The sequence below is a fragment of the Streptococcus infantis genome, from assembly GCF_001579645.1.
Taxonomy (GTDB): Bacteria; Bacillota; Bacilli; order Lactobacillales; family Streptococcaceae; genus Streptococcus; species Streptococcus infantis_E.
In genome coordinates this window covers 1-256 of the sequence record NZ_LQZF01000210.1, presented here as the reverse complement: position 1 = coordinate 256, position 256 = coordinate 1, and the positions used below count along the sequence as shown (strand labels likewise).

1 pseudogene is annotated in these 256 nt (G+C 40.2%); it reads right to left on the bottom strand.

Features of this window, described 5'->3' with window-relative positions:
• A pseudogene (locus SINDD18_RS10165) lies at nt 1-256 on the bottom strand (MucBP domain-containing protein); the annotation flags it as partial.

Sequence of the window (256 nt, the reverse complement as noted above, 5' to 3'; positions counted from 1 at the left end):
GATCATCTACTTCACCTACTGTGTAGTTACCAGCTGGGACCAATTCATAAGTCTTACCGTCTTTTTCAATCTCTTGTGGACGGTTGTCTACAACTGTGTCGTAGTCTTTGTCTACTGGTTGAGCATCTTCGTCGGTTACATCTGACTTGATTGTCTTACCTTCTGTATCTACATAGTGGACATAAACATTACCCTTAGGCTCAGCTGGTGTTTCTTTAAGTTTGTATACATAGGTTACATTCTTATCACCTTCGAT